General features: G+C 41.4%; 24 protein-coding genes. 9 read left to right on the plus strand and 15 right to left on the minus strand.

The genetic code is table 11. The features are described from left to right. Positions 1-26 precede the first annotated feature (26 nt). The 9 genes from mdcH to HJG58_RS02500 all read right to left on the minus strand — a co-directional run bounded on the left by mdcH (position 27) and on the right by HJG58_RS02500 (position 7,545). Complete coding sequence (mdcH, locus tag HJG58_RS02460; RefSeq protein ID WP_170247804.1) at positions 27-959, minus strand: malonate decarboxylase subunit epsilon; 933 nt, start codon at positions 957-959, stop codon at positions 27-29. Positions 960-971: 12 nt separating this feature from the next. After that, on the minus strand, positions 972-1,580 hold the full coding sequence (locus tag HJG58_RS02465; protein ID WP_170247805.1) for a malonate decarboxylase holo-ACP synthase: 609 nt from the start codon (positions 1,578-1,580) through the stop codon (positions 972-974). Beyond that, a complete protein-coding gene (gene mdcE / locus HJG58_RS02470) occupies positions 1,571-2,398 on the minus strand; it encodes a biotin-independent malonate decarboxylase subunit gamma (RefSeq protein ID WP_170247806.1) in 828 nt (275 codons plus the stop codon). Before mdcE ends, HJG58_RS02465 begins: the two co-directional genes overlap by 10 nt. Then, a complete protein-coding gene (locus tag HJG58_RS02475) occupies positions 2,395-3,246 on the minus strand; it encodes a biotin-independent malonate decarboxylase subunit beta (protein ID WP_170247807.1) in 852 nt (283 codons plus the stop codon). Before HJG58_RS02475 ends, mdcE begins: the two co-directional genes overlap by 4 nt. After that, a complete protein-coding gene (locus HJG58_RS02480) occupies positions 3,239-3,538 on the minus strand; it encodes a malonate decarboxylase subunit delta (RefSeq protein ID WP_170247808.1) in 300 nt (99 codons plus the stop codon). Before HJG58_RS02480 ends, HJG58_RS02475 begins: the two co-directional genes overlap by 8 nt. 2 nt (positions 3,539-3,540) lie before the next feature. Continuing rightward, positions 3,541-4,425 carry a triphosphoribosyl-dephospho-CoA synthase gene (locus HJG58_RS02485; RefSeq protein WP_170247809.1) on the minus strand — a complete coding sequence of 295 codons (885 nt, stop codon included), beginning with the start codon at positions 4,423-4,425 and terminating at the stop codon, positions 3,541-3,543. Next, positions 4,425-6,104: a malonate decarboxylase subunit alpha gene (gene mdcA / locus HJG58_RS02490; RefSeq protein ID WP_170247810.1), complete on the minus strand. Its 1,680-nt coding sequence runs from the start codon at positions 6,102-6,104 to the stop codon at positions 4,425-4,427. Before mdcA ends, HJG58_RS02485 begins: the two co-directional genes overlap by 1 nt. A 169-nt stretch (positions 6,105-6,273) precedes the next feature. Further along, on the minus strand, positions 6,274-6,867 hold the full coding sequence (locus HJG58_RS02495) for a GNAT family N-acetyltransferase (protein ID WP_170247811.1): 594 nt from the start codon (positions 6,865-6,867) through the stop codon (positions 6,274-6,276). Positions 6,868-6,909: 42 nt separating this feature from the next. Next, the gene (locus tag HJG58_RS02500; protein WP_086266156.1) at positions 6,910-7,545 is read right to left on the minus strand and encodes an FMN-binding negative transcriptional regulator; all 636 of its coding nucleotides are present in this window, start codon (positions 7,543-7,545) and stop codon (positions 6,910-6,912) included. Between the two features lie 115 nt (positions 7,546-7,660). On the opposite strand from HJG58_RS02500, the gene pdxR reads away from it, so the two are divergent. Next, positions 7,661-9,151, plus strand: a complete 1,491-nt coding sequence (gene pdxR, locus HJG58_RS02505) for a MocR-like pyridoxine biosynthesis transcription factor PdxR (RefSeq protein WP_170247812.1) — start codon at positions 7,661-7,663, stop codon at positions 9,149-9,151. A 7-nt stretch (positions 9,152-9,158) separates the two neighbouring features. On the opposite strand, the gene HJG58_RS02510 is transcribed toward pdxR, so the two are convergent. Continuing rightward, entirely contained in the window at positions 9,159-9,848 is a 690-nt protein-coding gene (locus HJG58_RS02510) for an LrgB family protein (RefSeq protein ID WP_033850199.1), read from the minus strand. Between the two features lie 11 nt (positions 9,849-9,859). Further along, the gene (locus HJG58_RS02515) at positions 9,860-10,291 is read right to left on the minus strand and encodes a CidA/LrgA family protein (RefSeq protein WP_171545197.1); all 432 of its coding nucleotides are present in this window, start codon (positions 10,289-10,291) and stop codon (positions 9,860-9,862) included. A 110-nt stretch (positions 10,292-10,401) separates the two neighbouring features. Between HJG58_RS02515 and HJG58_RS02520 the strand changes: the two genes are divergently transcribed. The 3 genes from HJG58_RS02520 (at position 10,402) to yghU (ending at position 12,947) form a co-directional block, all read left to right on the plus strand. Further along, the gene (locus HJG58_RS02520; protein WP_170247813.1) at positions 10,402-11,307 is read left to right on the plus strand and encodes a LysR family transcriptional regulator; all 906 of its coding nucleotides are present in this window, start codon (positions 10,402-10,404) and stop codon (positions 11,305-11,307) included. Between the two features lie 120 nt (positions 11,308-11,427). Beyond that, on the plus strand, positions 11,428-12,054 hold the full coding sequence (gene yfcF, locus HJG58_RS02525; RefSeq protein WP_170247814.1) for a glutathione transferase: 627 nt from the start codon (positions 11,428-11,430) through the stop codon (positions 12,052-12,054). Positions 12,055-12,086: 32 nt separating this feature from the next. Then, positions 12,087-12,947, plus strand: a complete 861-nt coding sequence (gene yghU / locus HJG58_RS02530) for a glutathione-dependent disulfide-bond oxidoreductase (RefSeq protein WP_170247815.1) — start codon at positions 12,087-12,089, stop codon at positions 12,945-12,947. Between the two features lie 38 nt (positions 12,948-12,985). On the opposite strand, the gene HJG58_RS02535 is transcribed toward yghU, so the two are convergent. Beyond that, entirely contained in the window at positions 12,986-13,906 is a 921-nt protein-coding gene (locus tag HJG58_RS02535; RefSeq protein WP_170247816.1) for a LysR family transcriptional regulator, read from the minus strand. A 125-nt stretch (positions 13,907-14,031) separates the two neighbouring features. Here HJG58_RS02535 and HJG58_RS02540 point away from each other — a divergent pair, with 125 nt between their 5' ends. Continuing rightward, complete coding sequence (locus tag HJG58_RS02540; RefSeq protein ID WP_170247817.1) at positions 14,032-14,769, plus strand: SDR family oxidoreductase; 738 nt, start codon at positions 14,032-14,034, stop codon at positions 14,767-14,769. Positions 14,770-14,858: 89 nt separating this feature from the next. Here the strand turns inward: HJG58_RS02540 and HJG58_RS02545 are convergent, their stop codons facing one another. Beyond that, positions 14,859-15,500: a LysE family translocator gene (locus HJG58_RS02545; protein ID WP_170247818.1), complete on the minus strand. Its 642-nt coding sequence runs from the start codon at positions 15,498-15,500 to the stop codon at positions 14,859-14,861. Between the two features lie 91 nt (positions 15,501-15,591). Here HJG58_RS02545 and HJG58_RS02550 point away from each other — a divergent pair, with 91 nt between their 5' ends. Continuing rightward, positions 15,592-16,530, plus strand: coding sequence for a LysR family transcriptional regulator (locus HJG58_RS02550; protein ID WP_170247819.1), 939 nt, complete (start codon positions 15,592-15,594; stop codon positions 16,528-16,530). 120 nt (positions 16,531-16,650) lie between these two features. Here HJG58_RS02550 and HJG58_RS02555 read toward each other — a convergent pair whose 3' ends face one another. Next, entirely contained in the window at positions 16,651-16,935 is a 285-nt protein-coding gene (locus tag HJG58_RS02555) for a GNAT family N-acetyltransferase (protein WP_005069864.1), read from the minus strand. 261 nt (positions 16,936-17,196) lie between these two features. Between HJG58_RS02555 and HJG58_RS02560 the strand changes: the two genes are divergently transcribed. Next, a complete protein-coding gene (locus HJG58_RS02560) occupies positions 17,197-18,402 on the plus strand; it encodes an MFS transporter (protein ID WP_170247820.1) in 1,206 nt (401 codons plus the stop codon). Here HJG58_RS02560 and HJG58_RS02565 read toward each other — a convergent pair. After that, positions 18,380-19,270, minus strand: coding sequence for a LysR family transcriptional regulator (locus tag HJG58_RS02565; RefSeq protein ID WP_170247821.1), 891 nt, complete (start codon positions 19,268-19,270; stop codon positions 18,380-18,382). The genes HJG58_RS02560 and HJG58_RS02565 overlap by 23 nt on opposite strands. Before the next feature lie 285 nt (positions 19,271-19,555). Here HJG58_RS02565 and HJG58_RS02570 point away from each other — a divergent pair, with 285 nt between their 5' ends. Further along, positions 19,556-20,032: a cyclophilin-like fold protein gene (locus HJG58_RS02570; protein WP_170247822.1), complete on the plus strand. Its 477-nt coding sequence runs from the start codon at positions 19,556-19,558 to the stop codon at positions 20,030-20,032. 45 nt (positions 20,033-20,077) lie between these two features. After that, positions 20,078-21,148 (plus strand): alpha/beta hydrolase, encoded by a 1,071-nt coding sequence (locus HJG58_RS02575; RefSeq protein WP_170247823.1) that lies wholly within the window; start codon positions 20,078-20,080, stop codon positions 21,146-21,148. Positions 21,149-21,177: the final 29 nt, after the last annotated feature.

Consider the following 21,177-nt stretch of genomic DNA (forward strand, 5'->3'; position numbering starts at 1 on the left):
TACTCAATTTTTAATTTATATTGTAATTACAAAGAAGCGTTATTTTCATTTTGCATTGCTAACTGAATGCTGTCTAAACGTGTTCCCTGAAATGACAATACAGTTCCTTCTTTAAATATTCGACGTGCAAGTGTAGTAAGCACCGTTCCCGGTAAAGCTTCAATCTGCAACCTCACACCTCGCTCCCATGCAGCTTGGATGGTACTTTCCCAATCTACAGTTCGGCTCATATTAAAAGCCAAGTCATCACCAATCTGTTCTGGCCTGCTAAGCGTACGAGCCGTTGTACCACTTAAATAACGTATTTTAGGCTGCTTTAAAGTCACTCCCTCCATAGACGCTGCAAGTTGCTTTGCTTGCTGACTTAATAATTCACAGTGCGATGGCACCGATACATCTAATTTTTTTGCCACCACGCCTTGTTGCTTTGCCAAAACAGCAACTTGGTACATGGCTTCAAAGCTTCCTGAAATAACGATCTGGTTATGTGCATTAATATTTGCAACAAACACCTGTGGCGTTATTTCATAAATCTGTTTGACCCATACTTCTACTGCTGAACGATCTGCACCAATCAAGGCGGTCATACCATAGCCCACCGGATAGGCGTTTTGCATGAGTTCACCGCGATAGGCAACCAAACGAATAGCATCTTCATAGGATAAAACTCCCGCTACAACCGCCGCTGACCATGCACCGATTGATAAGCCCGCAACATAATCTGGTGTTAAGTTTTCCACACTTAATAGTGCAGAACTCACCACACCTGAAATCAGTAAACAAAGCTGTACTGCACGTGTCGATTGCAATGCAGCCGGACTATCTAGCATCAAGACATCTTCTTTGAGTGCATCCGATGCACGCTCAAGGTATTCTTTAACTAGAGCGGTTTGAGGTAAGTCGTGCAACATATTGCTTCGTTGCACACCTTGCCCCGGATATACCCAAATTGAAGCCATGATATCTATTCCCTAATTCCATGGGTTTTCTAATAAAACAGCACCATCAGAACGTTTCAATAGAACTTTTCCACTGTTCTCAGCCCATTCTTTTAATGCCAAACCACCTTGTGGTAGTTGCAGTTGTATATCCACATTAAGCGCTGCTTGCTGAAAATTTTCGAGTAGCTCAATTGCCAGCTTTTTGGCAAAAGATTGTTCAGCTCGAATCAACAGATCTATGTCACTTTGTTGGGTTACTGTTTTAATGCCAGTTGCCAGTTCAAACCCGAAACTTCCTGTATATCCCCAACATCCTGAAAATTTTTTCATAATGCTGGAAATGCTCTGTAAACGTTCTGCCAAGTGTGCAAACTGCTGCATATCTACATGAGTCAATTCTTCGGGTTTAAGCTGTCTGCTAATTGCAGATCGTGGCATTTGCGCTGCATATCGTTGATGACGAAATTGCCCCCTTATACCCACAGCCACCTGATCTTCAGGAGTAATTTCCCGTCGAACTACAACGGGATCACCGCGTAGTAACACCTCTTTCACCCAAAGCGGAGCATCATCAGCCAAGCAGTCGGCTGTCATGCCCCACAGCAAATCATGGGCTTCGAGATTAAGTTTCATGACCATTGCTCACGCAATAATTCACGAACCTTCTTAGACATCTGACGGTTTTGTCCGTGAAGTCTTTGTTCCAGTCCTCTAGACTGCTCAGCATTAATTTCTTTAAATGCTTGAGCAATCACCTGCTTCGCTAACAAAAGATCATCATTTGTCGGTTGTTCAGGGTTTTCAACAGATAACAGTTCAGATAACAAACCAAGCGTGGCATAACTTTCAATGTCATAAGCCATTGGCGGAATGCTTGAGGCCAATTGCTCTAACTCATCAACTGATCGCAAGGTAACGCGTGCAGCAGATTCCTTACCCATCGCATGCACCATAACACCTGAATCTTTTAAGGCAATAATACGATTGGCTTGATATCCATGCGCCAAGAAAGCACCCGACATCGATTTACCAACCAACAAGCTAACAATAGGATGGCCTGCTAATCTGGCTCTAGCATAGCTATCTACTGCACCCGCTAAAGCTTGATGAATGCCTAATAATTCTTCACGGCGCCCATAGGCCTGACTTGGAACATCAACCAGACATAAAATGCCGCGTTTAGTTTCTGCATTTGCATCGGCTTGAATCACCTCATCAACCGCTTTTGCTAAATTCCAGCCTTCTAAGAGTCCAACTTCGCCTTGTCTTGCCCGTGGGAACAGATTATTACTATCTTGCACAACTGCAATCACACGCACTGCTTGCTGATCAATCTGACCATCAGCTACCCAAACAGAAGCTTGAAAACCTTCAACTGTCTTAAAGCCTTGTGTCAGTGCTTTAAACCAATGTGCACCACGAGTAGATGCTTTTAATGTATCAACGGCGATATTCATGCTTGCTCTCCTTGATACAAAGCTTGAACTTGTGCTGGGGTAATTTGCTCACCAGTATCAACTTGTTGTAGCTTTTCTAAATAGAATGAGTAATTTGAACTACGATGCTGGTGAGGTACGCCTTGAGTTAAATAATCGATGACTTGCTGACGAATTTTCTGGCGATCATCGTCTACATAAGCATCTGCCAAACCACTAGTGAAGCGCTGATTACCACCAGTAATACTCCATATAAATGGACGATCTTTGGCGTTATATTCTTGAACACCAGCTTCTTGTTCAATTACTTGCGGGCCATTTAAGCCTAAACGCCCTTCTTGTGTCATTACAATATAGCTACATAGGCCAGCCGCAATTGACATACCGCCAAAGCACCCTACACTGCCTGCAACTACTGCAATCACAGGTTGATACTGACGTAAGTTCACAATTGCAGCCTGAATCTCAGCAATGGCTGCCAAACCCAGATTTGCTTCTTGTAAACGAACGCCACCCGTTTCTAAAAGTAAGATTGCTGCTGTTGGAATGCCTTTCAGGTTGTCTTCAACTGCAAGCTCTAAGGCTCCCGCAATTTTGGCACCGCCCACCTCGCCTAAACTTCCACCTTGAAATAAGCCTTCAATTGAAATTAAAACCACTGGGCGTTCTTGAATAGATCCTTTTGCAATCACTACACCATCATCGGCTTGTGGGACAATATTTTGCTGAACCAACCAAGGCGACATAACACGGGCAAATGGGTCGAGTAACTCTCGAAAAGTCCCTTCATCTAATAATGCTTTAGCACGCTCTCTGGCGCTGAGTTCAATAAAATCTTGTTTATTTAATAAACTTTGGATATCAGTCATGCGCAATCTCCTCTAATGCTTGTTCCAGACGTAAGCGCACGACACCGGGAGTTGCACCAAAGTCATGAATATCAATATTGACGGCAGGTGGTATTTGCGCAGTAAAAATTCGTTCAAAAACATTGTGCCAACGTGCTGCACTGCCATCTACCGAAGTCACTACATGAATAGAAGCTTTTCCAGTTTCACCAGGTTCCATCAAAATTTCTAAATCGCCAGAGCCGACACATCCTACCAACGCTTTTTTTACAGGTGGCTCTGTTGCAACAAATTCAAAATGAAGTGTTTCCATAATCAAAATCCCTCTTTATTTTTTAAAGATGACTGCTGAGCACGATCTATAAACAATGTTGTTGCCAACAAATCTGCGGCACCACCAGCGGAGGCTTTCATCCGAAGTAGATCAATCTCTAAAAGATGCAAAGCTCGGCGACCTTCTAAGCTTGAGCTGCCGCCCAAATCAAGTACTTGCTGAGCACCTTGTTGCATACGCTTTAAACCCGATGTTCCCGAGCGATAAAGCACACAGGTATCGGTCAGGTCAGTCATCATGGCAAGTAAGGCATCTAAGCGAGCGAACTCTTCTTTCATTGGTTTACTACGACTTTGGTAAAGCTGCTTTAACCCAAAATTCACAATAGTTGGAAAACCTTGTTGTGCCTGTTCTTTGGCACCTAAGATGCCTAATTTTTTCTGTACTTGTTGGCCATGACTCAAAGCCTTCTTTGGAATAAAGCGATCTTCAAGCTGAGCAATCTGACCAGCTAAATGGCATAGCTCAACAGCCGATAAATATTGTTGATTCGTGCGTGCCAATGCTGCGGCCGTCACCATTAAACCCAAGGCCCAAATTGCACCGCGGTGTGTATTTACACCATTTGTTGCCAACATCATGGTCTTTTCACCTTGGCGACCGATTTCTCCAATGTGTTCACGCAAGGCTAAACAAACCTCACCATGATGTATGGCTGCTTGAGCCATTGCCTCAAACATAGGTTCTAAACTTTTTGCAGAGCGCTCCATTAATTCCAAAGTCAGGTCATCATGTGCGCCACTGCCACGCCGATCAACCAAAGCTGGTTTCGGTGTCAGATTAACTTCATCAATTAACGCTTCGACCGCTAAACTTGCCAAAATATGACTATCGCTGAGCGTTTGATATTTAACTTGTGCCATCATTACCAACTCCTGAATTTTGCAGGGGGTTGATATAAACCATCAGACCATGTCACCAAGTCGGCAATATTTTTAGCAGCTAAAAGTTCACGTGTGGCATCGGTACGGCGAATACCTAAATCTTCAGGAAATACCACCAAACCTTCACGTCTTAAACGTGCTGTTGTTTTCGGGTCTTGGCTTAAACCAATGCTAGTCACACCTGCCACCGCAGCAATCATGGCTTGGCGCTCTTCTTGGCTGCTTGCTTTATATAAATAAGCAATGCCTTCTTCGGTGAGTAAATGGGTGACATCATCACCATAAATCATGATCGGTGCTAAAGGCAGACCTGCTGTTTTAGCAACATCAATCGCATCAAGACGATCTACAAAAGTTGGCTTGCCACCCTCTTGGAAGGTTTCGACCATTTGCACCACCAGCTTTTTACCACGTGCCAAATAGGTTTCTGTTTCATTGGCACCTTGCAAGCGCATATCTAGCCATGCTGGCGTATCGTGACGACGTCCGCGTGGATCATGCCCCATATTTGGTGCCCCACCGAAACCAGCCAAACGACCTTTGGTGACAGTCGAAGAATGCCCCATGCCATCAACTTGCAAAGTTGCGCCAATAAATAGATCAACAGCGTATTGACCTGCAAGCTGACACATCATGCGGTTGGAACGTAAAGCGCCATCACGACCTGTAAAGAACACGTCGGGACGAGCTGCAACATATTTTTCCATACCGAGTTCAGTACCAAAACAATGCACGCTTTCAACCCATCCAGTTTCAATCGCTGGAATTAAGGTTGGATGCGGATTCAGAGTCCAGTTTCGGCAAATTTTTCCTTTTAAACCTAAAGACTCACCATAGGTCGGTAAAATCAGTTCAATTGCCGCAGTGTTAAAACCAATACCATGGTTTAACGATTGCACATTATGCTTTTCATAAATTCCGCGAATTGCCATCATCGCCATAAGCACATGCACTGGCTTGATGTGTTTCGGGTCACGAGTAAATAACGGTTCGATATAAAATGGCTGATCTGCCACCACCACATAATCAACCCAAGAAGCAGGAATATCGACACGTGGTAAATCTGAAACGTCATCGACCAGTTCATTGACCTGAACAATCACGATACCGTCACTAAAAGCAGCAGGTTCAATGAGTGCTGGAGAGTCTTCGGTGCTAGGGCCTGTATAGATATTGCCTTGGCGGTCCGCCATAAAACCCGCCGAGAGCACCACATTTGGAATTAGGTCGACCACCAAACGTGAATACAACTCGATATAGGTATGAATGGCACCAATCTCTAACAGGCCATCTTCAATTAACTGGCTAATACGTAAACTTTGCGGGCCAGCAAAAGAGAAATCGAGCTTGCGTGCAATACCTTTTTCAAATAGATCAAGATGTTCCGAACGCCCGACACTTGGCATAATCATATGTAAATCATGCAAAACATCTGGATTGGTTTGTGCCAAAGATCGAGATAAGAAATCTGCTTGCTTTTGGTTATTCCCTTCAAGTACGACTCTGTCACCCGGTGTAATCAAGGTTTCTAAGACTTTAATAATGTCTTGGGTTGGAATGACCACACCATCGGTATATTGGCTTGCCATCTCCAGTTTTAGCTGTTTGGCATGACGCCGCTTTGTCCATAATCGTTCTTTATTCTGAACTGATCCTTCCATGTGCTTACCTATATAGATCGCAGTTTTGTTCTGAATCTATAAAAGCGCTTTATGGAATTTTGATCAATCAACCTACATCGGTAGTTATTAACTTCAGGTTAATGATTGTCACAGCTTCTCTCTTCTGGCTAAGCCCAAAAAGAGAAAAACAGCTTGCTTAAAATTCCTTTTAACGTGGTTTATTCAACATCCATTCCAGATTTTGGCGAACCGCAGGCCACTCATGTTTTAAAATGCTATAAACATGGGTATCCCTCAAAATATCATCTTTCACAATTTGATGGCTTCTTAGCACACCATCGAGCTTTGCACCCAAGCGTACAATCGCGGCTTGACTTTGAACATTTAAAGAAGATGTGCGTAACTCAACAGCAATACAGTTTAAAGTCTCAAATGCGTGAGCGAGCAATAGCTTCTTACATTCAGTATTTACAGGCGTACGCTGTGCAGATTTGCGGTACCATGTCGAACCAATTTCTACACGGCGATGTGCTTCTTCAATATGCATTAGTGTTGTCATGCCCAACGCCCGTCCCGTTTTTCGATCTTCAATATAAAATGGCAGCATAGAGCCGGATTTTTGTAAACCAAGACGCCTTTCAATTTCAGCAGCCATTTGTTCAGGTCTTGGCACACGGGTATACCAAAGATTATAGAGCTCCCCATCGCAAACGGCCTCTGCCAGTAAGTCAGTTTGAGTTACATCTAGCGGCTTTAAAATAACGTGTTCACCCAATAACTCAACAGGTGTAGTCAAAGACATCTTTATCTCCTCAATTGATATTAAGCTTTTATATTTTCAAAATTATTTATTTAACTCAGCGACACTATACATAGCGTCCGCTATAGTTTGATGACCAGATTTCGATAGGCCATCTGCCGCGCCTAAAATGTCACGACGTTCTTTATTTTGCCCAAGTTTTGATTTTCCTTGCAGCTTGGTAATTTCAATTTCTATTCCCACAATCGCCTTTAACATTGGTTCAAGATAGTCCTTTGGTGCATCTGACATTTTCCATGGTTCAGGTTGAGATGCCTCATGAGTACGGGTTAAACGAGCCACCACGCCACGGACAAATCGCTCATCATCTCGAATCGTCACTTTGCCATATGCATGCACAACCCTATAGTTCCATGTCGGTACTTGTCTGTGCTGTTCATGTTTGGATGGGTACCAGTTTGGTGAAATATAAGCATCGCCCGCTTGAAACACGACGAGTACCTCATCTCCATTTTTAATGTCCTGCCAGACAGGATTAACTCTAGACACATGCGCATGTAGCACACCCAAGTTCTCTTCATTTACCAGCAATTCAAATGGAAGATGATTTGCATCTAAGCCATTACTTCCATGAGTAAAAAGCACACCAAATGGATATTCGGTAATAAGAGAATGTAATACATCCAAACGGTTTTCTGCATAATCATCGGGGATATACATGGCTCAAAACCTCACTGTAAATATCAGGGTTATTTATATTTTGTGTTGTAAATTTTCTGGTTTATGTGGTTTATTAAAAAGAACCACTTTGTATTTTTTTAAGTAGACCAGAATTATGGCCAGAATGGCAAAAGTTGTTGAACTTCCGTCTATTGCGAAGATTGATAAAAGACAAGGGAAGATAAGTGCTCAACTGACTCAAGCTTTACGTGAAGCTGTACAAAGTGGTGATTTACAGCCCGGCGATCCGTTGCCTTCTTCACGCGAACTGGCTCAAACACTTGGGGTCGCTCGCGGAACGATTATCGAAGCTTATGATCAGCTTTTAGCTGAAGGTGTGTTTGACTCTCAACCACGAACTGGCACTTATGTGTCTCATGCTTTGGTTAAAACATCTGTAATACAACATTCTTCAAAAGAAAATAAACCTAACTTGATCTCTTTGACCAAATCGGCACGTTCATATGCCAAAGTGCTTGATGAATTTAAGCCACTTCCCCATGTTCCTTTTGCGGTATCTGTCCCCGCTGGACGTACTCAACCAAGTGATATTTGGCGTAAATTTGGTAATAAATTTAGATCTCGGGGTGCAGGTGCTCCATCAGGTTATGGTGAACCTCAAGGGGTATTATCACTAAGAATTGCTATAGCAGACTATATACGACGGTCACGTTCTGTCCACTGCGAACCTGAACAAATTGTGATTACGCCCGGCATTCAACAATCACTTTATATTTGCAGCCAAATTTTATTTGAAGCAAAAGATGAAGTTTGGGTTGAAGATCCGGCTTATCGGGGGACAACGGCCATTTTTGAGCATGCTGTACAAAACATTCGGATGGTACGTGTTCCTGTCGATGAAGAAGGCATTCAGGTGGAAACTGGAATTAAGCTTTCTAAACATGCACGTGCCGCATTCGTGACACCATCTCACCAATATCCACTTGGCATGCCGATGAGTCTAGCAAGACGTACTGCTTTATTGGCTTGGGCAAAACAGCAAAATGCATGGATCATTGAAGATGACTATGACAGTGAACTCCGTTATAACGGTCAACCCTTCCCATCTTTACAAGGTATGGCACCCGACCAAGTGATTTATCTTGGAACTTTCAGCAAAGTTCTATTTCCATCACTTAGACTTGGTTATGCAGTATTGCCTAAAGAATTGGTAGCACCTTTTTGTGGGCTTAGAGTCTTAATTGATCGACACCCGCCTGCTGCTGACCAACACGTTTTGGCTACTTTTATTCAAGAGGGCTATTTAGAGCGGCATATTCGACGTACTCGAAATGTCTATGCAGAAGTTCGAGAATACATTATTGATCTGATTGAAAAATACATACCTCAAGAACTAGCTTGGTTACAGCCGGGCGATCAAGGCATGCATATGGTGTTATGGCTTGCTCAACATATTAATGATATTGACGTTGCAAGCTCGGCAGTCGATGCAGGTATTGCCATCAAAGCAATTTCACCGACATTTTCAAAAGAGCGGCGACGTTCGGGTTTAATTGTCGGCTTAGGCGATTTTGAACCCGAACTGATGAGGCAAGCCATAAAAAAATTATCAAGAATTATTCAACAACATGACAAATCAAGTTAGATAAAATCTACAACAGCAACCATAGATGAATCGCAAATGGCCCAATCAGTACCATTAAAATACCTGCAATGACCATGGTTAAACTGGCAATTACACCTTCTTCGCTATTGCGTTGCTGTGCTCTAACTGTACCAAAACCGTGGGCTGCATTTCCGAAGGCTGCCCCATTGGCCACATTAGAACGAATTTTAGTAATCGCTAAAATTGCATCACCACAAATCATACCGACCAAACCCGTAATGACAGTAAATAAAGAAACCAATGCTGCCGAACCGTGAATATCTTCCGCTAAAATCATGGCAAATGGTGTGGAAATAGAACGTGCCATCAAACTATTGGTCACTTCAGGGCTAAAGTGGAACCACTGCGCCATCTCATAGGCTGACATCACACCTACACTCATGCCCACAATAATTGCAATCGAAAGGACGCCAAGGTTTTTACGAATCGTTTCCCGATAACGATAAATCGGTACAGCGAAAGCAACTGTTGCAGGCCCTAATAAATTAACAATCCACTGCGTATCTTCTGCATAAGTTTGATAGGAAATTCCAAAAATCGTCATCAAAATAATGGTGAGTACAGGTACACTAATCGCGGGTGATAACCAAAGTTTTGGATTTTTCTGATAGATTCGCTTTGCCACAACATAGGCTGACAAAGTCCAGATCAGACAAAGAATTGACCAGATATTCATGTCATTTTCTCTTAGATATGCTTATGTTGAAGACGTTTTCGAGCCTGTAAATATGCCTTTAAACGATTGTAATAGTGAATAGTCAGACACGTACTGAGCATGACAGAAATGGTCCCAACCGCAATGCTCAACACAATTTGCCAGCCTTCGGTCATAAACAAAGTTTTATACTGAACAACGGCGACTACAACAGGCACGAAAAACAGCAACAGTTCACCTAAAACAACAGTTGCTCCCACTGCCACCTGATCCATTTTGATAATTTTAAAGAACAGGCATAAAAGCAATAAAAACATACCTAAAATGCCTGCCGATACAGGCACACCAAGTTTTTGATGTAAGAGATATCCGATCCACCAAAATCCAGCCAATATGAGAATTTGTTTAACTAACACGAACAGTGATGGTTGTGAGGGTGTTCCAGAAGCAGATTCAATACTCATTTTTCGAAATTAAATGGTTAACTACACTATTATGCTAGCTTGGTTAAACCTGCTAAATATGAATTATTCATGTTAATATTATTCCAAAATGGAATAATCTATTCTTTATTATGCTTTCTCTAAAATCATTACAGTGCTTTGTTACTCTGGTTAAAACTAAAAGTTTTACCCGTACTGCTGAAGAGTTGTATCTGACTCAACCGACTATTAGTAAAATATTACAGCAGCTTGAAGAACAGCTCCAGGTCCAACTTTTGGTTAAACCCGATCACGGCCGTAAAAGACAAATTGAATTAACTGAAATTGGAGAGCGCATTTATCAACATGCGATTGAGCTTCTTCAGGCAGAACAGAACATCTTTCTTGAAATTGAAAACTATCAAGAATTAAAAACAGGAACTTTAAAACTCGGCGTTCCGCCTTTGGGTTCGCAGCTCCTAACCACTGCCCTATTTGATTATCATCAGCAATTACCAGATATTGAATTGGCTTTTATGGAGGTTGGTTCACGTGGTATTGAGCAAGCTTTGCTTAACAATGAACTAGACGTTGGCGTTTTATTGCAACCCTTTGATACCCAAATTTTCAATAGCATCGAGTTATGTAACTACCCTTTAATGGTCCTTTTACGGCGTGATGCAACTTGGGCAACCCGCAAAAAAATAAATCTAGAAGAACTACAACACCAATCATTTTTAATGTTTCCTGAAAATTTCTCTTTAAACAGTATTATCCTTGATGCATGTAAACAGCATGGTTTCTACCCAACCATTGCTTGCCGTACCAGCCAATGGCACCTTTTGGCAGATATGGTGTTACAACGAATGGGGATTGCGCTTCTCCCGAAATATTATACCGACATGCTTGACCCTAATTTATTTGCAGCAGTACCACTCGAAAAACCAAATATTCAATGGCACTTAGTCATGGCTTGGAAAAAGAATCTTCCTGTTTCACCAGCAGTACAAGCTTGGCTTAGTATTGTTCGTCAGCATTTTCAGCACATTAAGTCCTAACGTTGAAAACTGAAATGGCTTAATTCAAAAACTGATAAAGCTTTTCCACAAAAAAGCTACCCAATCTTGGATCAGCTCACTTAGACTAAATCCGATTGTTTTATGACATGGACAATAACAATGAATAATGAACATTTTATGCTGTACACAGATTCACAATTTCTAAGCCCCTATGCATTTACTGTTTTTGTCGGGCTACATGAAAAACAAATCCCATTTGAAATAGCGACCATCAACTTAGGCCAACAAGGCCAGTTTGAAAAATCTTATGTAGCAAAGTCATTAACTGCCAAAGTGCCTGTACTCGAGCATAATGATTTTGCCTTATCAGAATCCTCCGCCATTTTGGAATATTTAGAAGAGCTTTATCCAGACACATCTATTTATCCAAAAGATATTCAAGCACGCGCAAGAGCAAGACAAATTCAGGCATGGCTCAGATCGGACTTAGTTGCCATAAGAACTGAACGTCCAACCGATGTTATTTTTATTCAGCCCACGTCCACTCCACTTTCAGAAGAAGGCAAAAAAGCTGCGGAGAAACTTTTCTTTGTTGCAGAAAAACTTCTTGCGTCTGATGCCGAATTTCTTTTTGGTTCATGGAGCATTGTGGATGCTGAACTTGCCCTGATGTTGCAACGCCTTATCCAAAATGGTGATGCTGTACCAGAACGTTTAAAAAACTATGCATTAAAGCAATGGCAACGTCCGACTGTACAAAAATGGCTCGCCTTGCGAAATAACTAAGCCTTTTATTTACACCAAACACGAGATAAAAAATGAGTGATTCAACCTATATTCCTCCACAAGTTTGGCAATGGACTGGAGAAAAAACCGATTTAAACCAACCGACTTCAGGTGCGCGTTACGAGCATACACTTCCCGTCGGTAAACATCCGCTCCAGCTCTACTCTTTAGCAACGCCTAATGGCCAAAAAGTCACTATTTTGCTAGAAGAACTTTTAGCATTAGGACATCAAGATGCTGAATATGATGCATGGCTGATTAAAATTGGTGAAGGTCAGCAATTTGGCAGTGGCTTTGTAGAAATTAATCCAAACTCTAAAATTCCAGCATTGGTTGACCATAGCCAAAACCCGCCATTAAGAGTATTTGAATCTAGCTCAATTTTGCTTTACTTGGCTGAAAAGTTTAAAGCTTTCATTCCAACTGATATTGCTGCACGTACTGAATGCCTTAATTGGTTATTCTGGCAAATGGGCAGCGCACCTTACATAGGTGGCGGTTTTGGGCATTTTTATGCTTATGCACCCGTTAAAGTTGAATATGCAATTAACCGCTTTGCCTTGGAAACAAAACGCTTACTTGATGTGTTAGATCAGCATCTAGCAAAGCATGAATATTTGGCAGGTTCTGAATATTCGATTGCTGATATTGCAGCATTCCCTTGGTATGGTGGTCTTGTTAAAAACTGGGTGTATAACGGCGCGGAGTTTTTAGGTGTCGATCAATATAAAAATGTTCAACGTTGGGCAGATGCGATTTTAGCGCGCCCTGCGGTACAACGTGGTCGTATGGTCAACCGTACTTTTGGTGATTTAGCTACGCAGTTGCATGAACGCCATGATGCGAGTGATTTTGAGACCAAGACTCAAGATAAATTGCAGAATCAGTCTTAAAAAAAATCATTCAGTTTTTGACTTACCCGCAAGATATTTCATTTTTGCGGGTATTCAAAGTTGGCAAAATACCCAATATATAACTCACTCAGCCAAGCGACAAAAACTCGTACGCGTGGCGAGAGCTGCCGATGCTGCGGATATAAAGCAGAAACTGACATCTTCGGGATTTCCCATTCAGATAAAACCTCAACCAGTCGCCCATTTTTGAGCTCATTTGCCACATGGTAGCGCGGTACTTGAATTAAACCTGCCCCACGTAAAGCAGATAATACATAGTTTTCAGCGTCATTTACCGCAATCCAACTTTTCAAAAAATAATCTTGTTTTTTGCCATTCACCATTAATTCAAATGGATAATTCCGTCCGCCTGATGTCGAAAAGAAATTGACACAATAATGTGATAACAAATCTTCTGGTTGCTGTGGCGTTCCATGTTTATTTAAATAGTCAGGACTCGCGCAAATCACTTGTGGCATATCGACCAAATGTCTAGCAATTAAAGTGGAATCATCTAAACGGCCCGCTCTCACCACACAGTCTATCCCTTCCCTAATCAGATCAACCAAGCGGTCACCCGTACTAATTACAAGTTCAATGTCGGGGTATAACTGATGAAATTGATCGATATTGGGTAAAACAATTTTAGTCGCATGTGCGCCTGATAAATCGACACGTAGTAAACCTCGGGGCTGTGCAATTACATTACGTAAAGATGATTCGGCATCATCGAGTTCCGATAATATTTGTGTACAGCGTTCATAAAATGCCTGCCCATCTAGCGATGGCCTTACATGCCGAGTCGTCCGTTCTAGTAAACGGCACTGTAAGTTACTCTCTAACTTCTTAATGGCATTACTTGCTGTAGCGCGTGGGATATTTAGTTGATCAGCTGCCTGACTAAAACTACCCAGTTCTACGATGCGGGTATAAAGTTGCAAGGTATCAAATTTGTCCATGGTGCTCGCTTTTAACCCTATCCATTATTAATTTATATGGAATTATCTTATCCAATTTTGACGATTTATCCCATATTTCTATATTATTAAAATAAGCCATACCTACTCAAACAGGCAATTTAAAAATGAATATTTCAAGAAAAACAGCTCTGGTTACTGGTGCATCACGTGGTATTGGCCGTGCTATTGCAGAACGTTTAGCTCAAGATGGTTTTTATGTGATTGTTAATTATGCTGGCAATAAAGTGCATGCCCAAGCCACTGTAGAACATATTATTGAGCAAGGTGGTCAAGCCTTAGCTATTCAAGCGGACGTTGCAAATGAACATGAGGTGAGCCGTTTATTTCAAGAGGCAAAGGCCATTAACGGTCAAGTAGATGTGGTAGTTCATAGTGCCGGTATTATGCCTATGGCAAAAATTACACCTGAAGGCCTGCCAGATTTCGACAAAGTGATTCATACCAATTTACGTGGTGCGTTTTTAATATTGGCGCATGCGGCCAAAACAGTGCCAGATGGTGGTCGGATTATTACGCTTTCAACCAGTGTAATTGCCAAATCTTTTCCGGCATATGGTCCTTATATTGCTTCAAAAGCAGGTGTCGAAGGTTTAATACATGTGTTAGCAAATGAGTTACGTGGACGAAATATTACAGTAAATGCTGTTGCACCCAGCCCGACAGGTACTGACCTTTTTTATAATGGAAAAACTGATGAGCAAGTAGCAGCTATCGCAAAACTTGCTCCATTGGAACGAATCGGAACACCTGAAGTAATTGCTGGCGTAGTGGCCATGCTGGCTGGTCCAGATGGGAGCTGGGTAAATTCTCAAGTCATTCGGGTAAATGGTGGATTTGCTTAATTTCTATATTTTAGAAAGTCTAAGTTTGGAATATATAAAATATATTTCAAACTTATCAAATGAATGTGATGAGAACGTATCAAGTTAAATTAAACAAACAACCCCCAAATCAATCTCAATGCAATTCCAATTAATAAAACTCCCATTACCCGTTCAAAATAAACCCCAAACTCCAAAAAACGTTTCCGTACAATAGGCTGTGCAAACAGCACACTCACTATCATAAACCAGATGGCATTGACCATACACATCCACACCCCATAAAAGACCTGAACTTTCATCGGTGTGGTCGTACTTACAATCGTCGTAAAAATTGCCAGAAAAAAGATAGTGGCTTTGGGGTTTAGCGCATTCGTCAGAAAACCCATCGTAAAGGCTTTAAATAAACTCGGCGTGTCACTGTCTGCTTGACCATTAATCTCAATATTGTTGGTATTCGGCTGGCTGTGTAAACACTGCCATCCTAAATACAGCAAGTAGGATGCTCCCGCTGTTCTAATCAGTGACATGAGCCATTCACTTTGTTGAATCAAAAAACCAATGCCAACAAGCGTATAAAACACATGCACCGAAATCCCGACGCCAATACCAATTGCGGTCAAACATCCAATCAAATAACCATAACGTACACTTTGTCTTACCGTAATCACAAAATCTGGTCCCGGTAAAATCACCGCCATAAAGTGAATAAGAGCTAGCGTTAAAAACTCATGTCCATACAACTGCCACATAACAATTTAGTTTCCTGAAAATCACCTAAAAGATTGTATTGCGATTTTTTAGACGCGATAATCCAATTAAAATCTAAATAACTTTTGCCTCATGAGCACAAATCAAAATCTGGTTCTGTTAAATGAAATGGCGACTTTCGTTAAGGTTGTCGAGTCGGAAAGCTTTTCTGAAACTGCCCGCCAGCTTGGTACAACACCTTCTGCTGTGAGCCGCGCGATTGCTCGTTTAGAACGTGCTTTAGGCACCCGCTTACTCTATCGGACTACACGGAAACTTCGTTTAAGTGAAAGTGGACAACAGGTCTATCAACGCTGTTTAGACATGGTGAATGCTGCGCAAGCAGTCATGGAAAGTTCAGGCCAATTTCATGTCGAGCCAGAAGGTATTATTCGCATGAGTGTTCCAAAAGCTGTGGGACATTTTATGATTCATCCGCATTTACCCGAATTTTTAGAACGCTACCCGAAAATTGATATTCAAATGCTTTTAGAAGATCGTTATGTAGATCTCATTGATGATGGAGTCGATTTAGCACTTCGGATTACAGAGCAACCACCGGGTGGCCTTATGGGCCGAAAGCTGATTGATATTGATCACTTGGTTTGTGCTACACCTGAGTATTTGGCCAAGTATGGTACACCAAACCATCCTCATGATTTAAAGCAGCATGAATGTATTTACTTAGGTGAACAAGCCAGTGACTCAAAATGGAAATTTCAGCAAGGAAATAAATCGATAAGTGTTGCTGTGCGTGGTCGTTATGCAGCAAACCATACGGGTGTGCGTTTGAGTGCTGCATTACAGCATTTAGGTATTGCGAGCTTGCCGTACTTCGTTGCACGCCATGCTCTACAACAAGGTACCTTAGTTCAGGTTTTACCAGACTGGGATTTTAAAACCTATTATAGCGGTGGGCTGTGGTTACTTTACCCACCAACACGGCATGTCCCGCCTAAATTAAGTGTGTTGATTCAATATTTAGCAGATAAACTAGCAGCAGAACCAACGTTATTAAAAGCATTTGTGTAGTTAACTTAGTTAAAATTATCTGCAAATCCTAAAGTTATCTTATAAATCACAATTTCATAACATCCAATAAAAATCGGACACCAACGCCCGATTTTTCTTAAATAATTTTTAATCTACTGCTTATTTTCTAAGTACATCGCCAATGCTTGGGTCTTTATCAAAAACCGATTTAGCATATGGGCAAAGCGGAATCACCTTTACGTCTTTTTCACGAACAAAAGCCACCAAAGCATCCAGTAATTGGCGACCTACGCCTTGTCCCCGATAATTTTCATTTACATCTGTAGCATCAATAATCAGCATGCCTTCGCCTGCCCATGTATAAGTCATTTCGCCTGCAACAGTTTCACCATCAAGTAAGCTAAAGCTGCCGTGTTTTGCATCATCTTTTTGTTGAATATTCACAATGAATTCCTCATATTATGGCTCAAATTTATTTAAAAATGACTTTATATATCTTTATCTATAAGAACAAATTTAAGTGTAAAAAAATAGACTATTTTTAGCAGTGAGTCTGTATGCTTTTTAAATACAATTCATGCATAAAACTCATAATTCTATTCGTAATTCTGTGCCTAATCCTCTCAAACCATTGCTGATAAGCTCTGCAACCAGATTTATTCATTTCTTTTATGAACATTTAACGGTTTTAAAGTCGGAACTTTTATGTCTTCTTTCCATCAAATTGAGCAAGATGCACATGAGAATAGCACACCTGCATGGGGTGCTGTATTTGTAATGTCACTATGCTGCGCAGTATTAATTGCCTCAGAATTCATGCCCGTAAGTTTACTCACACCAATCTCTTCAGATTTAAATATGAGTGAAGGCCAGGTCGGTCAGGCGATCGCAATTTCAGGCATTTTCGCTGTTATTACCAGCTTAACTATTAGCCGTGTATTTAAGACATGGGATCGCCGTCATATCATGCTGTTACTTACCTTACTCATGATCATTTCTGGCATGCTGATTACATTTGCTCACTCTGCTGCGTTATTCATGGCGGGTCGTGCAATTTTAGGTGTAGTGATTGGTGGTTTTTGGGCCATGTCGACTTCGATTGTGATGAGACTTGTTCCACCTCTGTCAGTACCTAAAGCACTCGGTCTATTAAATGGCGGCAATGCGCTAGCAACCACAATAGCCGCACCTTTAGGAAGTTTTCTAGGTTCAATCATTGGCTGGCGCGGTGCTTTTTTCTGTATCGTTCCTATCGCGATTATTGCGCTTGTATGGCAATTTAAAAGTATGCCCGCTCTTCCAGCAATGATGTCTGTTGAAAAGTCAGAAAATCCCTTTGGACTACTGAAACGTCCGATTGTGTTTTATGGCATGACAGGGATTTTATTGTTATTTATGGGGCAATTTGCGCTATTTACCTACTTACGCCCATTTCTAGAAACCGTCAGTCATGTCGATGCGGCCATGTTATCCATTTTATTACTCATATTAGGTATCGCGGGTTTAGCTGGCACATTCGTGATTAGTTTTATTCTTCATCAACATGTCTATCGCTACCTCATCCTTATTCCTTTAATGATGGCAAGCATTGCTTATGCCTTCGTACTTGGTGGTCAGCACTTGTGGTTGGTCGCAATATTGATGGGTTTATGGGGCTTTATTGGAACTTCGGCACCTGTCGCATGGAACACATGGCTTGCACAGACGTTGCATCAAGATACTGAGGTTGGTGGCGGTTTGATGGTTGCGATTATCCAATTTGCAATTACTTTAGGTGCAACTTTAGGCGGCTTGCTATATGACTCACAAGGCTATAGTGCTACGTTTTATATGAGCGCTATTGTGTTGTTATTGGGTGCTATCATTGCTTTTATTACATGGCGAAGTGCTACTCACGCAACACATCAATAACCAACCTTAAGGCAGGCGAAAGCTGTCTACGATGTGGATAGTACAGATGGTATCCGGGAAACTGGATACTGTACTCTTCCAATACCTGAACAAGTTTGCCTTGATCTAGATCTTGTTGGATCAGCTCTTGCGGAATGTAAGCCAATCCAAACCCAGCTCTAACCGCCTCGACAATATCGTAGCTTTCATTAAATATCCATTGTCCTTGAATTTTGATTTTTGTTTCTTGCCCATCCTTCAAAAACTCCCATGCATACACACTGCCTTGGGTGGTTAAACGAAAGCCAATACATTGATGATTGATTAAATCTTTGGGGGTTGCAGGAATTCCATATTTCTCAAAATATTGTGGCGTTGCAATCACCGCCATTTTGACATCTGCGCTAATACGTACCGCAATCATGCCATCTGCTACACGACTTCCAAAACGAACTCCTGCATCAAATCGCTCTGCAACAATATCCACCATACCGCTATTGGCAGCTAGCTCAACTTGTACATCAGGATAATCACCAGCAATCTTTTCAAGTTTTGGAATCAGCACTTCCCGTATCGCATGGCTACTGGCATTAATACGAACCGTACCAGCGGGTTGATCCCGAAATGATGTTAAAAGCGATAATTCATTATCAATCTGGTCAAAACTGGCGCTAATGGTTTGCTTTAACCTTTCACCCGCGGCTGTCGGCGAAACGCTTCGTGTGGTTCGAGTCAGAAGTAGCATCCCTAAACGTTCTTCTAAACCGCGAATGGTATGGCTTAGCGCAGACTGCGAAATTCCCATTTTTCCTGCGGCCTTCGTAAAACTCCCTTCTCGAGCCACCATTAAAAAAGCATAAAGATCATTATAGTTTTCTTTGTTTATCATCTGCTTTTATCTCTTTTCACGGTTTAATTTAATTATAAAAGATAAAACTATTTATGAATATTGCTCATAAGTCCATGTTTGTTTTTTAGGCTAATTATTATAAAGAAGATTCATTAAAATCGATATCAAGCAGTGAGCATCAAGATTTAGATGAGCTCAAGCATAAAAAGTACCTGATTTTATTATTATCTAAAACTAATAAATTCAGCTCATACCTTTACGCTAGAAATTGAATAATTTCACTGTATTTAAGTGCGTTCTCTTAAAGAAATGAGGTTCTTCGATATGGCTAATCAGAAGTTTTTTCTCGCTTTACTCAGCATCTTTTTCTCGTTTTCAGCCATATCTATCTCTTATGCCACAAGGCCTACGGGCAACAATCAACAAAGGTTATCGATGATGAAAATCCGTATTGATATTGAGGGATCAAAGCAATCGCTATTTGCAACATTACCCATGACACCGACTGTTCAAGATTTTGCCAAGCAGCTTCCGTTGACATTAACCCTTAAAGATTATGACTCTACTGAAAAAATAGCCGACCTACCCACCAAGCTAACTACACAGAATGCACCCAATGGCTATGCAGGACAAGCTGGTGATCTTACCTATTACGCCCCTTGGGGTAATCTGGCTTTTTTCTATAAAGACTCAACTGTTGGGTACGCAAATGGTCTTATTTTGCTTGGGAAAATTGAGGCTATTCCCCAAGAGTTCAAGCAAAAACAACCCATCAAAATTTCAATTTCCCAAATGAAATAAGCATGAGCAAATTCACCCATTCAAATTATTTAAATTGAGGTATCCATGACTACATCTCCCTTCTTTAAAAAGCTTAAAACCCATACGGCGGCTGCGATTTGCACTGCAACAATTGGTTTATTCTCCTCAACCTCAGGTATGGCAGCAGACATGACTAACGGCGCGAATAATTTTTATCAAAGCCAGCAAGTGACTATTCAGAAAGTCTCTTTCAAAAATCAATACAACATGGATATAGTCGGTAATCTGGTTATCCCCAAAAACTTAAATAAAAAACTAAAAACCCCCGCTATTGTAATTGGTCACCCAATGGGAGCCGTCAAAGAACAAAGCTCTATGCTTTATGCACAGAAACTGGCTGAACAAGGTTTTGTAACCTTGGCGATTGATCAATCATTTTGGGGTGAAAGCGCGGGCCAACCCAGAAATGTAGTTGCACCTGACATTTACGCAGAAGCATTTAGTGCGGCTGTAGATTATTTAGGAACACAATCTTTTATTAACCGTGAACGTATTGGTGTACTCGGCATTTGCGGAAGTGGAAGTTTTGTCATCAGCACAGCAAAAATTGACCCTCGTATGAAGGCAATTGCCACTGTCAGCATGTATGATATGGGAGCTGCGAACCGCAATGGCTTACGTCACTCACAAACCTTAGAGCAAAGAAAGCAAATTATTGCTGAAGCTGCTGCGCAACGTTATGTCGAGTTCACAGGCGGTGAAACAAAATATACTAGTGGGACTACGCATGAGTTAACGGCAGATACACATCCGATCCAACGTGAATTTTATGACTTTTATCGTACCCCACGTGGTGAATACACACCGAAAAGTTCATCAAAAGACCTTACAACGCACCCAACACTAACAAGTAATGTCAAATTTTTAAACTTCTATCCATTTAACGATATCGAAACCATCTCACCACGCCCAATGCTATTTATTACTGGTGATCAGGCCCATTCAAAAGAGTTTAGTGAAGAAGCTTATAAACTCGCAGGCCAACCTAAAGAACTTTACTATGTTAAAGGTGCAGGACATGTTGATTTATACGATCGAATCGATCTCATTCCATTTAATAAATTAACCACTTTCTTTAAAGAGAATTTGAAGTAAGAAAAATGATAGAGGCTCAACACGGGCCT

Source organism: Acinetobacter geminorum (genome assembly GCF_013009345.1).
GTDB classification, from domain to species: Bacteria; Pseudomonadota; Gammaproteobacteria; order Pseudomonadales; family Moraxellaceae; genus Acinetobacter; species Acinetobacter geminorum.

What these genes read in the sequence shown, in the direction of transcription:
- mdcH (WP_170247804.1), bottom strand. Translation starts at nt 959, where the DNA reads ATGGCTTCAATTTGGGTATATCCGGGGCAAGGTGTGCAACGAAGCAAT.
- HJG58_RS02465 (WP_170247805.1), bottom strand. Translation starts at nt 1,580, where the DNA reads ATGGTCATGAAACTTAATCTCGAAGCCCATGATTTGCTGTGGGGCATG.
- mdcE (WP_170247806.1), bottom strand. Translation starts at nt 2,398, where the DNA reads ATGAATATCGCCGTTGATACATTAAAAGCATCTACTCGTGGTGCACAT.
- HJG58_RS02475 (WP_170247807.1), bottom strand. Translation starts at nt 3,246, where the DNA reads ATGACTGATATCCAAAGTTTATTAAATAAACAAGATTTTATTGAACTC.
- HJG58_RS02480 (WP_170247808.1), bottom strand. Translation starts at nt 3,538, where the DNA reads ATGGAAACACTTCATTTTGAATTTGTTGCAACAGAGCCACCTGTAAAA.
- HJG58_RS02485 (WP_170247809.1), bottom strand. Translation starts at nt 4,425, where the DNA reads ATGATGGCACAAGTTAAATATCAAACGCTCAGCGATAGTCATATTTTG.
- mdcA (WP_170247810.1), bottom strand. Translation starts at nt 6,104, where the DNA reads ATGGAAGGATCAGTTCAGAATAAAGAACGATTATGGACAAAGCGGCGT.
- HJG58_RS02495 (WP_170247811.1), bottom strand. Translation starts at nt 6,867, where the DNA reads ATGTCTTTGACTACACCTGTTGAGTTATTGGGTGAACACGTTATTTTA.
- HJG58_RS02500 (WP_086266156.1), bottom strand. Translation starts at nt 7,545, where the DNA reads ATGTATATCCCCGATGATTATGCAGAAAACCGTTTGGATGTATTACAT.
- pdxR (WP_170247812.1), top strand. Translation starts at nt 7,661, where the DNA reads ATGGCCAGAATGGCAAAAGTTGTTGAACTTCCGTCTATTGCGAAGATT.
- HJG58_RS02510 (WP_033850199.1), bottom strand. Translation starts at nt 9,848, where the DNA reads ATGAATATCTGGTCAATTCTTTGTCTGATCTGGACTTTGTCAGCCTAT.
- HJG58_RS02515 (WP_171545197.1), bottom strand. Translation starts at nt 10,291, where the DNA reads ATGAGTATTGAATCTGCTTCTGGAACACCCTCACAACCATCACTGTTC.
- HJG58_RS02520 (WP_170247813.1), top strand. Translation starts at nt 10,402, where the DNA reads ATGCTTTCTCTAAAATCATTACAGTGCTTTGTTACTCTGGTTAAAACT.
- yfcF (WP_170247814.1), top strand. Translation starts at nt 11,428, where the DNA reads ATGAATAATGAACATTTTATGCTGTACACAGATTCACAATTTCTAAGC.
- yghU (WP_170247815.1), top strand. Translation starts at nt 12,087, where the DNA reads ATGAGTGATTCAACCTATATTCCTCCACAAGTTTGGCAATGGACTGGA.
- HJG58_RS02535 (WP_170247816.1), bottom strand. Translation starts at nt 13,906, where the DNA reads ATGGACAAATTTGATACCTTGCAACTTTATACCCGCATCGTAGAACTG.
- HJG58_RS02540 (WP_170247817.1), top strand. Translation starts at nt 14,032, where the DNA reads ATGAATATTTCAAGAAAAACAGCTCTGGTTACTGGTGCATCACGTGGT.
- HJG58_RS02545 (WP_170247818.1), bottom strand. Translation starts at nt 15,500, where the DNA reads ATGTGGCAGTTGTATGGACATGAGTTTTTAACGCTAGCTCTTATTCAC.
- HJG58_RS02550 (WP_170247819.1), top strand. Translation starts at nt 15,592, where the DNA reads ATGAGCACAAATCAAAATCTGGTTCTGTTAAATGAAATGGCGACTTTC.
- HJG58_RS02560 (WP_170247820.1), top strand. Translation starts at nt 17,197, where the DNA reads ATGTCTTCTTTCCATCAAATTGAGCAAGATGCACATGAGAATAGCACA.
- HJG58_RS02565 (WP_170247821.1), bottom strand. Translation starts at nt 19,270, where the DNA reads ATGATAAACAAAGAAAACTATAATGATCTTTATGCTTTTTTAATGGTG.
- HJG58_RS02570 (WP_170247822.1), top strand. Translation starts at nt 19,556, where the DNA reads ATGGCTAATCAGAAGTTTTTTCTCGCTTTACTCAGCATCTTTTTCTCG.
- HJG58_RS02575 (WP_170247823.1), top strand. Translation starts at nt 20,078, where the DNA reads ATGACTACATCTCCCTTCTTTAAAAAGCTTAAAACCCATACGGCGGCT.